The sequence below is a fragment of the Hydrogenophaga sp. genome (assembly GCF_041633695.1).
Classification (GTDB): Bacteria; Pseudomonadota; Gammaproteobacteria; order Burkholderiales; family Burkholderiaceae_C; genus Hydrogenophaga.
The window spans coordinates 1-2,439 of record NZ_JBFJMY010000557.1 but is presented as its reverse complement, the minus strand read 5'-3'; the positions used below and the strand labels follow the sequence as shown (position 1 = coordinate 2,439).

Here is a 2,439-nt window from a genome sequence, read left to right as displayed (position 1 = left end):
TCAAACTCAAGCAATACCGGCCCGGTGATGCATGGCACGGCTGCGCTGAACCTGCCGGGTGACTTCTATCAAACATGGCAGGCGATGAGCCACGAAGATCTGTTGCTTGATCAGATTCGCAAGGCCCCGAGACGGGTTGCCACGTACCTGCGGAGTCAAGCCGTGCAGACGGACGGGATGATGGCGATGGTGGATCGGTATGGCATCGGGTCCATCGCCACAGCCACCCAGATACGAACGGATCATCAAGGCACATTGTTCTTGGCCTGTTTGCGCCATGGGGGATCGTCCGTGCGCCGCTGGCACAACGGAGAACGCGATTTTCTGTACGCATCGGTTGAGGTGTTGGACCGACAAATCCGCCAACGGGCAGACGTGACTGCCGCGACGAGCGGTGAGGGTGTTGAGCTGCTGGTCTCCGCTGCCGGGCACTGCGTCTTTGGCGGTGCCGGGTTGCTTGCCTTGGGAATGGATGCTGAGGGCCCCGTTCGCGATAAGTTGCAGGCAGCCATGCGAACAGCACTGACGCGCACCGGTCGACTCGTGGCTGATGATTTGGGACTGGTCATCACCGCGAAGCCAGCCAAAGTCGACGACGGCGCTGGACTTCGGAGAGTGCACGCCAGACCCCTGTCACCGGTCAGTCGGTTAAGCCCGCGCGAAACGGAAGTGGCAGCACTCTTGACCCAAGGCCTCAGCCATAAACACGTCGCTCGCCATCTGGGTATTTCCCCGGCTACGGTGCGCAATCAGACGAGCCAAATCTACGACAAGCTGGGCGTCCACAACCGAGCGACGCTGGCCTCCGTCCTTGCTTCGGCCAGCCCCGACCGATCTTCGCCACCATAGGTCATTTGCATCATTCAAAAGATTGACGCTTTGCTACAAGCTCTCTTTGCCCTGAAGTGACAGGACATAAATAAGGAGCTTGAGACATGGACTTGAAGGACTACAGCGCACATGACGCCACTGGATTGGCCGATTTGGTCAGAGCCGGAGAAGTGAGCGGAGCAGAACTCACCGACTGTGCCAACCGCGCAATCGATTCGGTAAACGGTTCAATCAACGCCGTTGTCCGCAGGCTGGACCCTCCGGTGATGGGCGACAGCGAGGGCGCTTTTGCTGGCGTGCCATTTTTGGTCAAGGACCTGGTTCTGGCGGTAGGCGGCGTGCCGCAAATGATGGGCACCCGCATGCTGGCCAAGGGCGAGTTCATTCCTCCGACAGACAGTGAACTGTTCACGCGCTTTCGCAAGGCGGGCCTCAACACCATCGGGATCACAGCAACGCCCGAGTTTGGCTTCAACGCCACAACCGAGTCAGTTCTTCCCGGGCCCACCCGCAACCCCTACAACCTCGATCGCTCTTCTGGCGGCTCTTCAGGGGGTTCAGCGGCCGCTGTAGCGGCCGGCATTGTGCCCGTGGCGCATGCCAACGATGGCGGAGGTTCCATACGGATTCCAGCGGCCTCTTGCGGCCTGATCGGATTGAAACCATCTCGGGGCCGAACGCCTCTTGGTCCTTACCACGGGATGCCACTGCTCGGTATGGCCTGCGAATTCGCCGTGACCCGAACGGTACGTGATTGCGCGGCATTGCTCGATGCTGTCGCAGGCCCCGACATCGGCGCGACCCAAGGCATCGCCTTGCCAACCCAGTCCTATGTGCGCGCGATTGCTTCCGACACCCGGCCACTGAAGGTAGCGTTGGTTCGGCAGTGGCCCAAGGCGCCGGCGGTGGAGCGGCAAATCGACGAGGCGCTGCAGCGCACCGCCCGCTTGTTAGAGGCCCAGGGGCATGTGATTGAGGAAGCGGCGCCTGTCTATGACGTTGATGCTTTCATGCGCGCGAATTTTTCGGCGTGGATGTCTTTCCTTGCGGTGGGGGTCAATGGGTTGAAAGCCGCTATGGGCCGTGAACCTGGGCCAGATGTGCTTGAGGCAGTGACACTGGCCTGCGCGCAGGCGGGCAACGCATTGACGGCGATGGACATCGAGGATGTGTTTGCCGTGATGAACGCCATGTCCCGAAGTCTCGGCGTATTTCTCACGCGCTACGACATCATCTTGATGCCCGCCTTGAAACGCACGCCACTGCCCCTTGGGTACTTGGATCAAAACGATGCGAGTCTCGACGCTCATGGTTGGTACGACCGGCTCTTCGATGCGATTCCTTTCACGGCGCAGTTCAACATGACCGGACTGCCAGCGCTGACCTTGCCAGCAGGCATGCATGACGAGATGCCCGTTCCCATTCAAATGGTGGCGGGAATGGGGCGTGAAGATGTCCTGCTTCAGGTCGCTCGTGACCTTGAACGATTGCAGCCTTGGCGAGCATTCAGGCCCAAAGTGTTCGCTCAATAAAAGTGGATTCTTCAAACCTGCTCAACTCAAGCCTTTGACGTTCCCGGGAAACCTCAAACCAAGTTAAACCACCGGG

Annotated in this window: 2 protein-coding genes; both read left to right on the top strand. The window is 59.7% G+C overall.

All coding sequences use genetic code 11. The features are described 5' to 3' along the window. Positions 1-849 (top strand): LuxR C-terminal-related transcriptional regulator (locus tag ABYB95_RS21620; protein ID WP_372661804.1); only part of this gene is annotated, 849 nt, incomplete at its 5' end. An 86-nt stretch (positions 850-935) separates the two neighbouring features. Then, entirely contained in the window at positions 936-2,363 is a 1,428-nt protein-coding gene (locus ABYB95_RS21615; protein ID WP_372661801.1) for an amidase, read from the top strand. Positions 2,364-2,439 lie beyond the last annotated feature (76 nt).

What these genes read in the sequence shown, in the direction of transcription:
- ABYB95_RS21615 (WP_372661801.1), top strand. Translation starts at nt 936, where the DNA reads ATGGACTTGAAGGACTACAGCGCACATGACGCCACTGGATTGGCCGAT.